This window comes from Luteibacter sp. 329MFSha, from assembly GCF_900111665.1.
Taxonomy (GTDB): Bacteria; Pseudomonadota; Gammaproteobacteria; order Xanthomonadales; family Rhodanobacteraceae; genus Luteibacter.
In genome coordinates, this window is the sequence record NZ_FOJE01000001.1 from 705,465 (window position 1) to 722,618 (window position 17,154).

A 17,154-nucleotide genomic window follows, 5' to 3' on the forward strand; every position below is an offset into this window, starting at 1 on the left:
AAACGTGGACATCCCCGGCGCTAGGGTAAGGAGCCATGACTGTATTGGACTGGCTGCCAGACACCGCACAGCCGTGGACCCGGTTCGCGCTGATCGTCGTCATCGCGCTCGTGGTCGCGGGGCTCGCGCGCCGCGTCGTGCACTTCCTGCTGCGCCGCTTCGCCCTGCGTCATCCGATGGGCGCGAGCATCGTCGCCCGGGCGAACGCGCCGCTCGAGGCCATCGTGCCGCTCGCGATGCTCCTGATCGCCTGTCGCGCCGCGCCCGAGGAGCCGGCCAGGCTTCTCGCCTTCATCGAGCACACGATCGCCCTCGGGCTGATCGCGGCGTGTACCTGGTTCGTCGTGCGCTGCGTGGGTGCGCTGGAAGCCACCGTGTCGCGCTTCAACCCCATCGATCTCGAGGACAACCTGCACGCGCGGCGCCTGCAGACGCAGGTGCGCGTGTTGAGCCGCACCGCCATGGTCGTGGCGATCGTGCTGGGCATCGGTGTCGGACTCATGACGTTTCCCGCCGTCCGCCAGTTCGGCGCCAGCCTCCTGGCGTCGGCCGGTCTCGCGGGCCTCGCGGTCGGCCTCGCCGCGAAGCCGGTGCTTGGTAACCTCATCGCGGGCATCCAGATCGCCTTGACCCAGCCGATCCGCATCGACGACGTCGTGATCGTGGAGGGCGAATGGGGCAGGGTGGAGGAGATCACCAGCACCTACGTCGTCGTGAAGATCTGGGACGAGCGACGGATGATCGTGCCGCTGCAGTACTTCATCGAGCAGCCGTTCCAGAACTGGACGCGCACGAGTTCGCAGATCCTCGGCACGGTACTGCTGTGGTTCGATTACGGCATGCCGCTGGATCCGGTCCGGGCCGAGCTCGAGCGCCTGTGCAAGGGTGCGCCGGAATGGGATGGGCGCGTGTGCGTGCTCCAGGTGGTCGACAGCAACGACAAGGCGATGCAGCTGCGCGCCCTCGTCAGCTCGGCGGATTCCGGACGATCCTTCGACCTGCGTTGCAAGGTGCGCGAAGGCCTGATCGCGTTCGTTCGCCGCGAGTGCCCGCAGTACCTGCCGCGCCTGCGCGGCGACATCGAGAGTGAGGTGCGCGTGCCGGACGCCCCGTCCGTCGGCCGCCTGTCCATGGGTGGGCGCTGACCGGTCCGAAGCGGGCCTGCAAGCGGAAGCCATCCCCCGCAAGGCCGACGACAGCCGGTCGTGCTAGCGTCTGCGCCAGTTTCCCGATGCCGGTACGCCACCATGTCCATGACCGATCCCGAACACGTCGCACGCCACTGGTTCTCGAAGGGCCTGCATGAACTCGGCCACGCCGAACAGCGCCTGCTCGACCGCCTCGCGAAGCGCAAACTCGTTTCCGAGGACGTCAACGCGGTGTTCCGCTCCGATCTCACCTTCGGCGAACGGCTGGCGGACAACGTGTCGCGCTTCGGCGGCTCGTGGACCTTCATCATCGTCTTCGCCGTGATCCTCATGCTGTGGACCGGCGTCAATTCGTTCGTGCTGAAGCATCCGTTCGATCCGTATCCGTACATCTTCCTCAACCTGATGCTCTCGATGCTGGCGGCCGTGCAGGCGCCCGTGATCATGATGAGCCAGAACCGGCAGGCGTCGATGGACCGCCTCGACGCCGCCAACGATTACAAGGTGAACCTCAAGGCCGAGATCGAGATCATGGGCCTGCACGACAAGCTCGATCAGATCCGCACCGACCAGCTGGCGGCGCTCCTGATGAAACAGCAGGAGCAGATCGACCTGCTGATGAAGCTGGTCGCCGACGACGACGCGCGGAAGCAGGGCGATTGACCAAGAAAAAGCCCGGCTTTCGCCGGGCTTTTCGTTTCACGTCGCCGATCCCGAAGATCAGGGCTGGCCGCGCGAGGCCTTCTTGCGATCGTTTTCCGTCAGGTGCTTCTTGCGCATGCGGATCTCCTTCGGCGTGACTTCGACCAGCTCGTCGTCGTCGATGAAGTCCAGCGCCTGTTCCAGCGTGAACTTGGTCGCCGGCGTCAGCTGGATCGCGTCGTCCTTGCCCGAGGCGCGCATGTTGGTCAGCGGCTTCGGCTTGATCGCGTTGACCGTGAGGTCGTTGTCCTTCGCGTGGATGCCGATCAGCTGGCCTTCGTACACGGAGTCGCCTTCGGCGGCGAACAGCTTGCCGCGCTCCTGCAGGGGTCCGAGCGAGTAGGCCGGGGTGGTGCCCGCGGCGTTCGCGATCATGACGCCGTTCTGGCGCTTGGCGATCGGCGCCGGGGTGTACGGACCGTAATGCTTGAACACGTGGAACAGCAGGCCCGAACCCTGGGTGAGGGTCTTGAACTGGTTCTGGAAGCCGATCAGGCCACGCGCCGGGATTTCGTACTCGAGGCGCACGCGGCCCTGGCCGTCCGAGACCATGTTCTTCAGGTCGCCCTTGCGGATGCCCAGGCGCTCCATGACGCCGCCCTGGTGGATTTCCTCGATGTCGATCACCAGCTCCTCGATCGGCTCCATCTTCTGGCCGTCGATTTCCTTGATGATGACTTCCGGACGCGACACGGCCAGCTCGTAGCCTTCGCGACGCATGTTCTCGATCAGCACCGACAGGTGCAGTTCGCCGCGGCCCGAGACCAGGAACTTGTCGGCGTCGGAGCCGTCCTCGACGCGCAGCGCGACGTTGTGCACCTTCTCGCGATCCAGGCGCTCACGCAGCTGGCGGCTGGTGAGGAACTTGCCGCCCGAGAGATCCTTGTTGCCGACGAACGGCGAGTTGTTGACCTGGAAGGTCATGCTGATCATCGGCTCGTCGACGCTCAGCGCCGGCAGCGCTTCCGGGGTATCCAGCGCCGTCACGGTGTCCGAGATGGTCAGGTCGGGGATGCCCGAGATGGCGACGATGTCGCCGGCTTCCGCCGAATCCTGCTCGATGCGCTCGAGGCCGAGGAAGCCCAGCACCTGGACGATCTTGCCCTGGCGCTTCTTGCCTTCGCGATCGATCACGGCGACCGGCATGCCCTTCTTCAGGGTGCCGCGCTGGATGCGGCCGATGCCGATGACGCCGACGAAGTTGTTGTAGTCGAGCTGGCTGATGCGCATCTGGAACGCGCCTTCCGGATCGACGTCCGGCTTCGGGGCGTGCTGCATGATCGCTTCGTAGAGCGGGGTCATGTCGCCTTCGCGGGCGTTCTCGTCCAGCGAGGCGTAACCGTTCAGCGCCGAGGCGTAGACGATCGGGAAATCCATCTGCTCGTCGGTGGCGCCGAGCTTGGCGAAAAGGTCCCACACCTGCTCGACGACCCACTCCGGACGGGCGCCCGGACGATCGACCTTGTTGACGACGACGATCGGCTTGAAGCCCATCGCGAACGCCTTCTGGGTGACGAAGCGCGTCTGCGGCATCGGGCCGTCCATCGCGTCGACCAGGATCAGCACGGTGTCGACCATCGACAGCACGCGCTCGACCTCGCCGCCGAAGTCGGCGTGTCCCGGGGTGTCGACGATGTTGATGCGGTTCTTGACGCCCTTCTTCTTGTCTTCCCAGGTGATGGCCGTGTTCTTGGCCAGGATCGTGATGCCACGTTCCTTTTCCTGGTCGTTCGAATCCATCACGCGTTCCGTAAGCACGGTGCGCTCATTGAGCGTGCCCGACTGCTTGAGGAGCTGATCGACGAGGGTGGTCTTGCCGTGGTCGACGTGAGCCACGATGGCGATATTGCGCAGGTTTTCGATCGACATGCGTCATGCGCCGGCGTTCAGCCGGTGCACCTCTTTGGTGTGGGAAGCCGCCGATTATAAAGGAAAAGAAAGACTTTGGCATGACGGCCGCGGAGGGAGCCCGGGAGGCCGTTCCGGCCCGGCGGCCGGACCGATATCCTTGGCCCGGGAATGGGCCCCGGGGGCGGCAATGAGCGTAAGGGATGAGCGCGGATCGCGGTTGGCGCTGTGGGTGGGCGCCGCCATGCTGCTGGGCGCCGTCGTGGTCGGATGGACGGCCGGGGGCGTTCCCGACGAGCTCGGGACGCGCCACGCCGGACAGGCAGCGGAGGGCCGAGCGAGGTCGGACGTGCGCGCGGCTGGCCCGGCAGGCTCGTCCCGGATCGACGGCACCGTGCCCGCCGTCGATGCGAGCAGCGGCCGGCTCGACGAGTCCGCCGGGCCTTACCTCCGGCCGGGTGACGGATACCGCGAGATCATGGCTCGGCTTGGCCCGGCGAGCGAAGACGACCCCATCGCGCTTTTCGTCGTCGGCGAGGCGGTGAGCGTCTGCACGCGCGCCGGCAGGCCGGACGCGGCACGGCGTGCGCGGTCCGACGGCGCGCGGGCCTTCATCGCATGGCGGGCCGATTTCTGTCGCGGAGAGTTCGCCGGCGAGGAACGGCGTGACGAGGTCCTGCGGAAACGGATGGCCGGCGTCGCATCCCGACACCCGGAATGGCGTGGCGTCGACTCGCCGGGCGGAGCGCCCATCTTCGACGCGGTGCTTTCGGGGACGTCCGTCGACGAAGTGCAGATGGCGATATCGCTGCTCTCCATCGGAGAGCCGTGGGAATTCGGAGAGGACCTGGTCGAGGGCACGGGCCTGGCGCCCAACCTCTCCCGATACCAGGAGATCGCGCTGGAATCGCTGATGTGCGACGTCACGGGAGGGTGCGGTCCCAACGGTCTGCGCACGGCGATGCTTTGCCTCCACGCTCCCGAGCCGACGTGTCACCCCGAACGTAGCCTCTACGACGCGTGGAACGACCGGTTCGCGCCAGAGGAACTCGCCGTCATCGCCGGGGTGCGCGAGCGCATCGTCGCGGAGCGCCAGCGTCGTGCGACCCATCGCGAGGATGGGTCGTCCCCGATGTGAGCCCGAGGCGTCAGAGCAGCCCGACCTGCTGGCTCGCCGTGTACCAGAGCAGGCCGTAGTGGCCGTACGGGAAGGTGTAGCTGGCCGTCTCGCCCTGGATCTGCGAGGTGTGCACCCCGTAGACGATGCAGACGCCCGTGGCGCAGTTGATCTCGTCCGAGTACGACTTGAACGAGTACATCCTCGCGCCGAAGCGGCGGCCGGCGAGGCCGTTCAGGAGGGGGCTGCCGATCGACAGGCCCCAGCTGCCGCAGGTGCTGTTCGCCACGTTGTAGGGGTAGATGCCGCACGTGTAGAGGCCGCGGAAGGCGCCCGCGATGCCGATGAAGGTGTTCACGGAGCCCGAGGCGCCGATGCGGTCGATCACGTGGGCGGCGAGGGTGGCGCCCATCGAGTGACCGATGACGTCGATCTTCCCCGTGCACGACGACGCGAGGGCGTCGACGATGGCGTTCTCGACCGGCACCTCTTCGCTCCCGTTGTGGTCGTTGCAGGCGGCGCAAAGGCCGTTGCCCCAGCTCGGGGCGAGGATCTGCGACTCCGCGTAGCCGCGCTGGCGGAGCAGGTCGTGGGTGGCCTGGAAGTCCGAGGGACTGCCGGTGTTGCCGTGCACGAGCACGACGGAATCGACGCAGGCGGCGCGGACGGGGCCGCAGATGAGCAACGACAGGGCGATGAGCGACAGCAGGGAACGCATGGCTTGCCTCCGTGGTGTGACGCGCCTAGACCACTCCCAGCGCGTAGTAGGCGACGATCGCCACGAAGACCGCGAGGGTCTTGATGACGGTGATCGCGAAGATGTCCCGGTACGACTGGCGATGGGTCAGGCCGGTCACGGCGAGCAGCGTGATCACGGCGCCGTTGTGCGGCAGGGTGTCCATGCCGCCGGAGGCCATCGCGGCGATGCGGTGGAGCACCTCCATCGGGATGCCCGCGGCTTCCGCGTTGCGGACGAAGCTCTCGCCCATCGCGGCCAGCGCGATGCTCAGGCCGCCCGACGCCGAACCGGTGATGCCCGCCAGCGCGGTCACCGACACCGCCTCGTTGACCAGCGGGTTCGGGATGGCGTGCAGCCCGTCGGCCACCACACGAAAGCCCGGCAGGGCGGCGATGACTGCGCCGAACCCGTACTCCGACGCGGTGTTCATCGACGCGAGCAGCGCGCCACCCACGGCCGCCTTGCTGCCCTCGGCGAAGCGCGCGACCACGGGGCGCCAGGCGAACGCGAACACCGTGAGGATGCCGAGCAGCAGCGCGCCCTCGACGGCCCAGATCGCGGCGACCTTCGACACCTCCTGGACGACCGGCGGCGCGGCGCCGACCACGGTCGGCACGAAGGACTGCGTGGCGCCATAGACGCGCGGGATGGCGAGCGTGAGCAGCTTGTTCGCGACGCCGACGACCAGGAGCGGAAGCAGCGCGACGAGCGGATGCGCGAGGCGGTCGCCCGCGTACGTCGCCGGCTCGTCGGCGAGGTCGCCGCCATAGCCTTCGCCGTCCAGCGCCGCGGCCCGACGGCGCCGTTCGAGATAGAGCAGCCCGGCGCCGAGGATGAACACCGAGCCGAGCGTGCCGAGCCAGGGCGCGGCCCAGGTGTCGGTGCCGAAGAACGCCGTGGGGATGATGTTCTGGATCTGCGGCGTGCCCGGCAGCGAATCCATCGTGAAGGTGAACGCGCCCAGCGCGATGGTGCCCGGGATCAGGCGCTTCGGGATGCGTGCCTGGCGGAAGAGTTCCGCGGCGAAGGGGTAGACGGCGAACACCACGACGAACAGGGACACACCGCCGTAGGTGAGCAACGCGCACACCAGTACGATCGAGAGCATGGCGCGCTTCTCGCCGAGCAGTCCGATCGTGCCGGCGACGATCGCGCGGGAGAAGCCGGACAGCTCGATCAGCTTGCCGAAGACCGCGCCCAGCATGAACACCGGGAAATACAGTTTCAGGAAACCGACCATCTTGTCCATGAACAGGCCGGTGAACATCGGCGCGACCAGTCCCGGGTCGGTCAGCAACACCGCGCCCAGCGCCGCGACGGGAGCGAACAGGATCACGCTGTAGCCGCGATAAGCGACCAGCATCAGGAAAGCCAGCGCGGCCAGCACGATCAGCAATGCCATCGAAACGTTCGTCCCCGGGTGCGGCGCGAGTGGCCGTCGGACGGCGAGTATCCGCAGGTGCCATGCGGCGCGGCACTGTACCAAGGTACAAGTGTGGCCCTCACGGTGGCTTCCTATGCTTCGTGTCATTCGGCGCCGAGGGGGCGTCGCTCATCGGTTACTCGGGGGATGTCCATGAAGCACGCACCGCTGACGCTGGCGATCGGCCTTGCCATCGGTTTCGCCGCCACGCTTCCCGCCATGGCGCAGGACGCCGGGCAGGCGAACGCGCCGACGACGGAAGCGAAGAAGAAGCAGCAGGAGGCCACGCAGCTGAACGAGGTCACCGTGAGCGCCCGCCGCCGCGAGGAATCGCTGGAGAAGGTGCCCGTCGCGGTGAGCGCGTTCTCGGAAGAGGACATGAAGGACCTGCAGGCCACGAGCATCGACGGCCTTCAGGGCGCCGTGCCCAACATGAACATCGTGCAGGGTCGTGGATCGTCGTCGTCGGTGAACATCTTCATCCGCGGCATCGGTCAGCCGGACGCGCTGCAGACGTTCGATCCCGGCGTCGGCATGTACGTCGACGACGTGTACTACTCGCGCATCCAGGGCGCGCTGATCAGCCTGTTCGACGTCGACCACGTGGAAGTGCTGCGCGGCCCGCAGGGAACGCTCTACGGCAAGAACTCCACCGGCGGCGCCGTGAAGATCGTGACGAAGAACCCGGGCGCGACGCCGGAAGGCTCCGTCGAGGCCACCTTCGGCAACTTCGGCCGCCGCGAGGGGCGCTTCTACGGCTCCACGCCGCTGAGCAAGGATGGCGCCTGGTCGGCGTCGCTCGCCGGCGCGGTCACGCGCAACGACGGCTTCGTGCACGACTACAGCGGCCGCGACTTCAACAACGACGACACGAAGTCGGTGCGCGGCAAGCTGCGCTTCCATCCGTCCGAGACGTTCGACGGCGTGCTCACGCTCGACTACACGAAGATGGACACGGCGCTCACGCTGGGCCAGCCGGTATCGCCGCTCACCCGCACGGACCTCGTGCGCGGCACGGTCACGTTGCTGCGCCCGAACCTCGACGAGAAATACGACTTCCACAGCCGCACGTCGTTCCCGCCCGGCGACGGTCAGCACCTCACCCACAAGGGCGTGGCGCTGAACATGAACTGGAAGCTCTCCGACCAGTGGAACCTGAAGAGCATCACGGCCTACCGCAAGCTCGACAGCGATTCGTACATCGACATCGACGCCTCGCAGTTCGAACTGGGCGACGTCTTCGTCGGCTTCCACCAGAAGCAGGCGAGCCAGGAGCTGCAGCTCGCGTTCGACAACGGCAGCAACGTGCAGTCGGTGTTCGGCGCGTACTTCCTGCGCGAGAACGTGCCCTCGACGCAGTACGCGTTCGCGGACGATCTCTTCGCCGTGGCGGGACGCACCGTGCCGTTCCTGCGCACGATCGGCGACGACCTCACCACCAAGAGCTGGGCCGGTTTCGCGCACGTGAACTGGGAGTTCGTGCCGAGCTGGACGCTGGCCGCCGGTATCCGTTACAGCAAGGAAAGCAAGGATTACGATCGCTCCACCAGCACGTTCTGGGGCGCGCCGCTCACCGCGCTGAACGAGACCGTCGCCTTCGCGCGCGACAAGGACTGGAAGGCCTGGACGCCGACCGTCAGCCTGCAGAAGCAGTTCGATCCGCAGACCATGTGGTACGTCTCGGCCAGCCGCGGCTTCAAGTCCGGCGGCTTCAACGGTCGCGCCAATTCGGTGGCGGAAACCCGCTCGGCGGAGTTCGATCCCGAATACGTGTGGACGTTCGAGACCGGCCTGAAGATGCGTAGCGTCGACAATCGCCTGCAGGCGAACCTCGCGGCGTTCCACAGCGACTACAAGGATTTCCAGGCCCGCGTGTCGGAGATCCAGAATTCCGGTTCGGTGACGCCCACCTTCGCGTTCCCCGTGATCAACGCGGCGAAGCTGAAGATGGACGGCTTCGAGGCCGAAGGCGTCGCGCTGCTCGGCGAAGGCACGCGCCTCAGCACCCAGATCGGCTACCTCAAGGCGAAGTACGACCGCTTCGACGACGCGCGCCTCGACCCGACCAATCCGGCCTACAACCCGCAGATCCACGCGCACGTGCCGTTCTCGCCGAAGTGGACCGCGCGCATCGCCGCGACGCAGACGTTCAACGTGGGCGGGGGCGCGCTGACGATCGGCGCCGACGCTTCGTACCGCACGGAGACCTGGCTCAGCGTCGACAACTACGACGCGCTGTCGCAGAAGGCGTATACGGTGGTCGGCGCGTTCGGCATCTTCGATTCCGGCGACGGCCACTGGCAGTTCCGCGCCGGCGTGCGCAACGCCACCAACAAGGTCTACAAGACCGATGGCCAGGAATTCTCGAGCGTGGGTAACATCCGCACGGCCTACTACGGGATGCCGCGCAACTACTACGGCTCCGTGCGCTACAACTTCTAAGAGGGGAATCCGATGAAACGCTTGCTGCTCCTCGTCGCGCTCGGCGCCGGTGCCGCGTCGGCGGCCGACGCCCCCGCGCGCCTGCCCGCCCTGAAGCTCGATTCCGCGCGGGTCACGGTGGCGGGATTGTCCTCGGGCGCCTATATGGCGACGCAGGCGCAGGTCGCGTATCCGGAGGTGTTCCACGGCGCGGCGCTGATTGCCGGTGGCCCCTACGGGTGCGCGGCGGGCAAGCTCGAAACCGCGCTCGGTTCGTGCATGAAGGGCACGCCGCCGCCGGACGTGAAGGCGCTCGCCGCCGCGGCGAAGACGAAGGCCGCCAGGGGCGACATCGGTCCGCTCGCGCAGCTGGCGGGGGCGAAGATCTACGCGCTGCACGGCGCGCAGGACGCGCTCGTCGCGCCGGTCGTGGGCGACGCGTCGGCCGGTTTCTACGACGCGCTGAAGGCGGTCGAGCCCGCGCTGGCGGGAATGCCGGTGGTGAACGACGGCAAGCGCGCGTTCGCGCACAACCTGCCGATCGCCGCGAGCGGTGACGATTGCGGTAAGTCGGTCTCGCCGTTCCTCGGCCATTGCGGCATCGACGCGGCAGGGGAGATCTTCGCGCAGCTCTACGGCAAACCGGCGAAGGTCGCGGGCACGGCGAAGGGCGAGCTGCGCGAGTTCGACCAGGACGCGTACAAGGCGGACGGCAAGGACGCGTTCCTCGGCGCGAAGGGATTCGTCTACCTGCCGCCGGATTGCCTCGCCGGCAAGCCCTGTGGCGTGATGGTCGCCCTGCATGGCTGCAAGCAGAACGTCGACCTCGTCGGGAAGGCCTTCGTGGAAGACGCCGGCTTCAACCGCTGGGCGGACGTCTACGACGTGGCCGTCCTGTATCCTCAGACCCGCGCGGTCTTCGCGCCATTGAATCCGCAGGCATGCTGGGACTGGTGGGGCTACTCGGGGGCGAACTACGACACGCGCGCCGGCGTCCAGCTGCGCTGGCTGGTCGACGCGCTGCATGGTCTTGGCCTGAAGTAACCCGGATATCGCCGATGCGATCGGCTCCCACCCCTTCGGTACCAGCGTCTCTACCGGAGGGGTGGGAGCCGATCGTATCGGCGATCGGCCTCGGGGCATCATGAATCCCTGGCTCGTCACCCTCGCCGCGGCGCTGTGGCTGTGCATGCTGTTCGGCGTGGCGCTGTTCGGCGAGCGGCGGCCCGCGTTCCTGGAGCGTCGCTGGGCCATCGTCTACGCGCTCTCGCTCGCGATCCACTGCACCTCGTGGACGTTCTACGGCACGGTGACCCAGGCGTCCCGCTCGGGCTGGTGGCTGCCGCCGACGTTCGTCGGCGCGATCCTGATGTACGTGTTCGCGGTCGGTGTCCTGCGTCGCCTCGTCGTCATGGCGCGCGACTACAACGCCGGCTCCGTCGCGGACCTGATATCGGCGCGCCTCGGCCGTCACCGCGGCCTCGCCGCGCTGGTCACCGTGGTGATGCTCATCGGCATCGTGCCGTACATCGCGCTGCAGCTGAAAGCGGTGGCGATGAGCTACGGCCTGCTCGCGCAGGGCCGCGACGCCGAGGCGCCCGCCTGGCAGGACAGCGCGCTGTACATCGCGCTGCTCATGGCCGCGTTCGCGATGCTGTTCGGCACGCGTCGTGCCTCCGCCATGGCGCACAACCGTGGACTCGTGCTCGCGATGGCGTTCGAGTCGCTGTTCAAGCTGGCGGCGATGCTCGCGCTCGGCAGCCTCCTCGTCGGCGCGGCGCCGGATCCGGCGGCCGTGGCGCGCGCGGCCGCGATGCCGCACGACGCCGGCGGCTTCCCCGCGCTGATCCTGCTCGGCGCGCTCGCCATGTTCACGCTGCCGCACCAGTTCCACGCCGGCATGGTGGAATGCCGCGACGTGCGCCACGTGTCCACGGCCCGCTGGCTGTTCCCGCTCTACATGCTGCTCATCTCGCTGCCGATCCTGCCGCTGGCGCGGCTCGGCGACGCGACGCTGGCGCCGCTGGGCGTGCCGTCCGATCTTTACGTGCTGGCGTTGCCGCTGTCGCGCGAGCAGGGCGGCCTCGCGCTGTTCGCGTTCCTCGGCGGCCTCTCGGCCGCGACGAGCATGGTCGTCGTCGCCACGCTCGCGCTGAGCCTGATGGTCGTCAACCATTTCATCGCGCCGGTGCGCGTGCGCGGCGGATGGGGCAGGGGCGAGCGGGGCGACCTGCGCGGCGAGGTCATCACGCAGCGTCGCGTCGCGATTCTCGGCGTCATCCTCCTGGCCTGGGCCTATAGCCGGATGCTCGCCGGCAACGACGCGCTGGCCGACATCGGCGCGATCTCGTTTTCGGCCCTCGCCGGCCTCGCTCCGACATTGCTGTTCGCGGTGTACCGGCCGCGGACGGGTGCGCGCGCGGTGGGCGCGGGGCTCGCGGTGGGCACGCTCGTGTGGCTTTACGTGGTGCTGCCCGCGCTGGTGACGCCGGAGCCCGCATGGGTGGAAGCGGGACCCTTCGGCATCGCGTGGCTGGCACCCGACCGCCTGTTCGGACTGGACGACTGGAGCCGCCTCGGGCGGGCCGTGGTGCTGGGCATCGGAGCGAACCTCGCGACGATCGCGCTGGTCGCGCCGTCGCGTTACGGCCGCGTCGCGATGCCCGCGACGGAGCTGGGGCGCGTGGACGTGGGCGACCTGCGGGCACTCGCCGCGCGCTTCCTTCCCTCCGATCGCGTGGCGGCGCTGTTCGCCGACGCGGTGCCGACGGGCGCCGCGGGCGGCGCGCTCGCCGCGCTGGTGGAACACGAACTGGCGGGCGTGATCGGCGCGGGCTCCGCGCGGCTCCTCCTGCAGGTGGTGCATCGCCAGCGCCAGGACGAACTCGATACCGTGGCCGCCATCGTCGACGAGGCCACCGAAGACCTTCGCTTCAACCAGCGCGTGCTCGAGGCGGCCCTGGAGACGATGAGCCAGGGCATCTGCGTCGTCGACGCCGAGCTGCGGCTGGTGGCGTGGAACCGGCCGTACGCGGAACTCTTCGGCTATCCGCCGGACATGCTGCGCGTGGGCCGGCCGGCGGCCGACCTCATCCGGCACAACGTGGCGGCGGGCCTGATCGGGCCGGGCGAGATCGCTTCGCGCGTGGAGCGCCGCCTCGCGCTGATGCGCGCGGGGTCGCCCCACCTCGCGGAGCGGCGTTTTCCGGATGGCACCGTCGTGGAGATCCGCGGCAACCCGATGCCGGGCGGCGGCTACGTGGCCACGTTCACCGACGTCACGTCGTTTCGCGAGACCGAGGACGAGCTGATCCGCGCCAACGAGACGCTCGAACTTCGCGTGACGGAGCGCACGGTCGAACTGCGCCAGGCGAACGAGGCGAAAAGCCACTTCCTCACCGCCGTGTCGCACGACCTGCTGCAGCCACTGCACGCGGCCCAGCTGTTCGCGCACGCGCTGCGCACGGGCCATGGCGATGCGGAGACGGCGCGTCACCTCGATGGCGCGCTGGCCGCGACGGAAGACCTGCTCGCCGGGCTGCTCGACATCGCGCGACTGGAGGGCGGCCGCCTGACGCCCCGCATCGTCGACGTGGCGCTCGCGGACATCGTCGGACCGCTCGCGGCGGAAAGCCGCGCGCTCGCCGCGGAGCGCGGCATCCGCTTCGACTGCGTGCCGACGCGCGCATGGGTCCGCACCGATCCGCAGCTGCTTCGCCGCATCGTGCAGAACTTCCTTGCCAACGCGCTGCGCTACGCCGGCGGCGGTCGCGTCGTGCTCGGTTGCCGACGGGTGGGCGGCGCCGTGCGCATCGAAGTGTGGGATACCGGGCCGGGCATCGCGGAGAACGACCGCGCATCCATCTTCGAAGCCTTCCGTCGTGGCGAGGCCGCGGTGGGGCAGGGGCTGGGTCTCGGCCTCGCGATCGCGGAGCGCACCGCGACGCTGCTCGATCACCCGCTGGGCCTGCGCTCCTGGCCGGGCACGGGCAGCGTGTTCGAGGTCTCGGCACCGCTCGCGCCCCGCGGCGCGAGCGAACCGGCGGCGGTCGCGGCGCCCGGCGCGTTGCCTGCCGGGCACGCGGTCGTCGTCGACAACGATCCCGTGGCACTGGCCGCCACGGCCAGCCTGTTGCGCGGCTTCGGCTGGACCGTGGACGCGCTGCGCGCTCCCGAGGACGACGCGTCGCCGCCCGACCTGCTCGTGCTCGACTACCACCTCGACGCGGGACGCACGGGGCTCGACGCGTTGCGCGTCCTGCGCGAGCGCTTCGGCGACGTGGCCACGGTGTTCGTCACGGCGGACCGCGACGTCGATCTGCGCACGCGGCTGCAGGACGCCGGCGGCACGGTGCTCTACAAGCCGCTCAAGCCACTGGCGATGCGCCAGGCCATGCAGCGCCTTGCGCCACGGCCCGTCGCGGCATCCGGCTGACGTCAGGGGCCGCTGTCGGCCAGGTCGAGCGAGCGCAGCAGCACGCCGGCCTGGGTGCGGTTGCGCACCTCGAGCTTCTCGAAGATCGCGGTGACGTGCGCTTTCACGGTGCGCTCCTGCACGTTCAGCCGGTCGGCGATCTGCTTGTTGAGCAGCCCTTCGGCGAGCATCGACAGCACGCGGAACTGCTGTTCGGTGAGGCGCGCGAGCCGCGCGGCGAGAGCCGTATCGCCGGCATCCGCGGGCAGCGCGGCGACCGCGCGGGCCAGCTCGGGCGGAAGCCACTCGCCATCCGTGAGCACGGCGCGCACCGCGTCGGCGATGGTCGCGGGATCGGCGCTCTTGGGCAGGAAACCGGCGGCGCCGTGAGCGATCACGCGCTTCACGACGGAGGGCTCGTCGTGCGCGGACACGACCAGTACCGCGACACCCGGATACTGGCCGCGCAGGGCGGCGAGGCCGGAAAGGCCGCGGCTGCCCGGCATGCGCAGGTCGAGCAGCACGAGGTCGGTATCCGGTTCCGCCGCGAGGAAGGCGAGCATCGCGTCGAGATCGGCGACGTCGGCGACCGACGCGTCGGGCACGGCGGCGGAGGCGGCCTGGCGAAGCGCGGCGCGGAACAGGGGATGGTCGTCGGCGACGAGGATGCGGGTCATCGGGCGTGACGGTAACGACGTAACGCCTCCGCGTCGAGTGCGCCTGCCCTTTCGTACGATGGCGCGACGCCGCGCGCTTGCTATCGTGGCCCGATGTCACGCATCTTCCCCCTGGCCGTCATCGCCGCCGCTTCCCTCGGTGTCCTCTCCTGCGCGACGGCGCCCGCCACGAGGAAAGGCTCCATGTCCGCAACCGATCGCTTCGGCGACGTCCGCATCACCGAGCATCGCCACGGTGACGACCTGCTGAGCGCGGGCCTCGGATTGCGTGGCCTGGCCGGCACCACCACGGCGTTCGCGCAGCCGGCGTCGCCGACGCCGGCGGAACTGCGACGCCGCGCGATCCAGGCGAGCTGGAAGGGCATCGCGGACCTCGGCTCGCTCGGCGGCTTCGGCACGGTCTACGGCGGCGTACCCGACGTCCCCGGCCGCGAATTCACCGCGTTCGCGACGTTGCCGGGCGCCCGGGCGCCCCATCGCGTGCTGCTCCAGGTGCCCGACGATTTCGACCGGGCGAAGCGCTGCCTCGTCGTCACCGCGTCGTCGGGTTCGCGTGGCATCTATGGGCCGATCGCCCTCGCGGGTGCATGGGGCCTGCCGCGCGGCTGCGCGGTGGCATACACCGACAAGGGCACCGGCGCGGGTTATTTCGATCCGGTGGACGGCAGTGGCGTCGCGCTCGAGGGCACGCGCGCGAAGGCGGGAGCCGCGCCCCTGGAATTCGAGCCGAAGGGGCTCGCCCCAGACGCCGGCATCGCGGTGAAGCACGCGCATTCGGGCGACAACCCGGAAGCCGACTGGGGCCGGCATGTCCTGCAGGCGGCGCGCTTCGGCCTCGCGATGCTCGATCGCGCGTTTCCCGCCGAAGCGCCGTTCACGGCGAACAACACCCGCATCATCGCGACCGGCCTGTCGAACGGCGGCGGCGCGGTACTGCGCGCGGCCGGCGACGACGAGGACGGCATCCTCGCCGCGGTGGTCGCGCTCGAGCCGAACATCCACGTCGAGGGCCGCGGCCGTCCGTTCTACGACTACGCCACCGAGGCCGCGCTGCTCCTGCCGTGCGCACTGGCGGCCCCCGAATTCGACGGCCTGCCGTTCGCCCGCGTGGCGCACGCCGCGCCGCCCGCCTGGGCGATCCGCTGCGCGTCGCTGCGAGCGCATGGCCGGCTCGTCGCGAACACCCCCGCCGCCCAGGCGTCCGAAGCGCTCGCGATGCTGCGCGCCTCCGGCTGGCAGGACGACGCGCTGAAGGTCGGCGCGTCGTCGACGTCGCTCGATCTCTGGCGCGCGGTCACCGCGGCCTATGCAAGCGCCTACCTGCGGCGGCCGGCCGACGGCATGCCCTGCGGTTTTTCCTATCGGGCCCAGCACACGGCGGGCGTCGCGGCCCCCGCGGACGCCGTGGTCCGGGCCGCCTGGTGGGCGGACGGTTCGGGCGTGCCGCCCGGGGCCGGCGTGCTCCTGGCGGGCGGTACCGACGTCTCGCTCGATCCGACGCTGCCGGGCAACCTGTGCCTCCGCGAGCTGTGGACGGGGCAGGGCGACGAGGTCCGCGCGCTCCACGCGGGGGTGGCTGCCACGGCCGCGGCGTTGCCGCGCGCGGGGCTGCCGGTGTTCGTGGTGCACGGCGCCCAGGACGGCCTGATCCCGGTGGCCTTCAGCTCCGATCCGTATGTGGCGTGGCTGCGCGCCTCGGGCCGCTCGCCCGTGTACTGGAAGGTGCCGTACGCGCAGCACTTCGACGCCTTCCTCGCGTTTCCCGACTTCGGCGACCGGCACGCCCCGTTGCTGCCCTTCGGCTACGCCGCGCTGGATCGTGCCTGGGCGCATCTCTCGGAAGGCCGGCCGCTGCCCGAGGACGCCGCGGTGCGGGATGCCCGCCCGCGCGGCCCGGGTGCGCTCACCCCGGCGGCGCTCGGGTTGCCCGTGCGTTGACGGTCGTCACGTCTTCTCGCTTGAACTCTTGGGGAACGGACGCCATCTTCGGTAGCCTTGCAGCCCCTCCGGACCGGTCGCGACGTGCGATCGGGCCGTATTTCAACGAGTTACAGGAATCGCGATGACCATCAACGTCACCATGAAGACGAGCAAGGGCGACATTCACCTTCGCCTCCACGACGACAAGACCCCGCTGACGGTCGCCAACTTCGTCAACCTGGCCAAGCGTGGCTACTACGACGGCCTGTCGTTCCACCGCGTCATCGCCGACTTCATGATCCAGGGCGGCTGCCCCGAGGGTTCGGGTCGCGGCGGTCCGGGCTACCGCTTCGGCGACGAGTTCGACAGCAGCCTCAAGCACGACAAGCCGGGCATCCTGTCGATGGCCAACGCGGGCCCCGGCACCAACGGCTCGCAGTTCTTCATCACGCACGGCGCCACGCCGTGGCTCGACGGCAAGCACAGCGTCTTCGGTGAAGTGGTCGGCCCGGACGACCAGAAGGTCGTCGACAAGATCCGCCAGGACGACACCATCGAGAAGGTGGAAGTCTCCGGCGACATCGACGCGCTGCTCGAGAAGCAGGCCGCGAAGGTGAAGGAATGGAACACGGTGCTGGACGCGCGCTGAGCCGTCCGGGCCCGATCCGAAAACGCCGCCTCCGGGCGGCGTTTTCGTGTCCGGGCCCGCTGCCGCGGGATCGCCGATACGATCGGCTCCCACCTT

12 protein-coding genes are annotated in these 17,154 nt (G+C 69.3%); 8 read left to right on the plus strand and 4 right to left on the minus strand.

All coding sequences use genetic code 11. From position 1 onward, the window contains the following. Nucleotides 1-35 precede the first annotated feature (35 nt). Nucleotides 36-1,145, plus strand: a complete 1,110-nt coding sequence (locus BMW54_RS03105) for a mechanosensitive ion channel family protein (protein WP_090052908.1) — start codon at nt 36-38, stop codon at nt 1,143-1,145. Nucleotides 1,146-1,247: 102 nt separating this feature from the next. Beyond that, nucleotides 1,248-1,811, plus strand: coding sequence for a DUF1003 domain-containing protein (locus BMW54_RS03110; RefSeq protein WP_090052910.1), 564 nt, complete (start codon nt 1,248-1,250; stop codon nt 1,809-1,811). 57 nt (nt 1,812-1,868) lie between these two features. Here BMW54_RS03110 and typA read toward each other — a convergent pair whose 3' ends face one another. Further along, the gene (typA, locus tag BMW54_RS03115) at nt 1,869-3,719 is read right to left on the minus strand and encodes a translational GTPase TypA (protein WP_090052912.1); all 1,851 of its coding nucleotides are present in this window, start codon (nt 3,717-3,719) and stop codon (nt 1,869-1,871) included. A 169-nt stretch (nt 3,720-3,888) separates the two neighbouring features. On the opposite strand from typA, the gene BMW54_RS03120 reads away from it, so the two are divergent. Continuing rightward, on the plus strand, nt 3,889-4,836 hold the full coding sequence (locus BMW54_RS03120) for a hypothetical protein (protein WP_139206021.1): 948 nt from the start codon (nt 3,889-3,891) through the stop codon (nt 4,834-4,836). Between the two features lie 10 nt (nt 4,837-4,846). Here BMW54_RS03120 and BMW54_RS03125 read toward each other — a convergent pair whose 3' ends face one another. Then, entirely contained in the window at nt 4,847-5,533 is a 687-nt protein-coding gene (locus tag BMW54_RS03125) for an esterase/lipase family protein (RefSeq protein ID WP_090052915.1), read from the minus strand. Nucleotides 5,534-5,558: 25 nt separating this feature from the next. Further along, nucleotides 5,559-6,956, minus strand: coding sequence for a GntP family permease (locus BMW54_RS03130; RefSeq protein ID WP_090052917.1), 1,398 nt, complete (start codon nt 6,954-6,956; stop codon nt 5,559-5,561). Between the two features lie 174 nt (nt 6,957-7,130). Between BMW54_RS03130 and BMW54_RS03135 the strand changes: the two genes are divergently transcribed. The 3 genes from BMW54_RS03135 (at nt 7,131) to BMW54_RS03145 (ending at nt 13,833) form a co-directional block, all read left to right on the plus strand. Then, on the plus strand, nt 7,131-9,419 hold the full coding sequence (locus BMW54_RS03135) for a TonB-dependent receptor (RefSeq protein WP_090052918.1): 2,289 nt from the start codon (nt 7,131-7,133) through the stop codon (nt 9,417-9,419). Nucleotides 9,420-9,431: 12 nt separating this feature from the next. Further along, on the plus strand, nt 9,432-10,442 hold the full coding sequence (locus BMW54_RS03140; RefSeq protein ID WP_090052920.1) for an extracellular catalytic domain type 2 short-chain-length polyhydroxyalkanoate depolymerase: 1,011 nt from the start codon (nt 9,432-9,434) through the stop codon (nt 10,440-10,442). A 97-nt stretch (nt 10,443-10,539) separates the two neighbouring features. Then, nucleotides 10,540-13,833: a hybrid sensor histidine kinase/response regulator gene (locus BMW54_RS03145; RefSeq protein ID WP_090055635.1), complete on the plus strand. Its 3,294-nt coding sequence runs from the start codon at nt 10,540-10,542 to the stop codon at nt 13,831-13,833. A 2-nt stretch (nt 13,834-13,835) separates the two neighbouring features. Here BMW54_RS03145 and BMW54_RS03150 read toward each other — a convergent pair whose 3' ends face one another. After that, on the minus strand, nt 13,836-14,489 hold the full coding sequence (locus BMW54_RS03150) for a response regulator transcription factor (protein WP_090052921.1): 654 nt from the start codon (nt 14,487-14,489) through the stop codon (nt 13,836-13,838). A 183-nt stretch (nt 14,490-14,672) separates the two neighbouring features. Between BMW54_RS03150 and BMW54_RS03155 the strand changes: the two genes are divergently transcribed. Beyond that, entirely contained in the window at nt 14,673-16,427 is a 1,755-nt protein-coding gene (locus BMW54_RS03155; RefSeq protein ID WP_090052923.1) for a 3-hydroxybutyrate oligomer hydrolase family protein, read from the plus strand. A 124-nt stretch (nt 16,428-16,551) separates the two neighbouring features. Continuing rightward, nucleotides 16,552-17,058, plus strand: coding sequence for a peptidylprolyl isomerase (locus BMW54_RS03160; RefSeq protein ID WP_090052924.1), 507 nt, complete (start codon nt 16,552-16,554; stop codon nt 17,056-17,058). Nucleotides 17,059-17,154 lie beyond the last annotated feature (96 nt).